The following is a 335-nucleotide window of genomic DNA, read 5'->3' on the forward strand; positions in this document are numbered from 1 at the left end:
CCGCGGCGCCCAGCTCGGCATCTTGATCAAGGGTCCCGAGGTGCTGGAGTCCACCCGCGCGATCGACACGGTGGTGCTGGACAAGACCGGCACCGTCACCGAAGGCAGGATGGCCCTGGTCGAGGTCCACCTGGCCGGCGGGCAGGACCGTGATGAGGTGTTGCGCCTGGCCGGGGCCCTGGAGCACGCCTCCGAACACCCCATCGCCCAGGCGATCGCCCGGGGCGCCGCCGAGCAGGTGGGCGGCCTGCCCGTCCCGCAGGACTTCGCCAACGTCGAGGGCCTGGGGGTGCAGGGCATCGTGGACGGCCACGCGGTGCTGGTCGGCCGGCCCC

The 335-nt window shown here is 73.7% G+C and carries 1 protein-coding gene; it reads left to right on the forward strand.

Going from position 1 to position 335, the window contains the following annotated elements; all coding sequences use genetic code 11:
- Positions 1–335: HAD family hydrolase (locus QSK36_RS43220; protein ID WP_285786459.1), on the forward strand; the 335-nt coding region annotated here is incomplete at both ends.

This window comes from Microbispora sp. NBRC 16548 (assembly GCF_030268985.1).
Taxonomy (GTDB): Bacteria; Actinomycetota; Actinomycetes; order Streptosporangiales; family Streptosporangiaceae; genus Microbispora; species Microbispora catharanthi.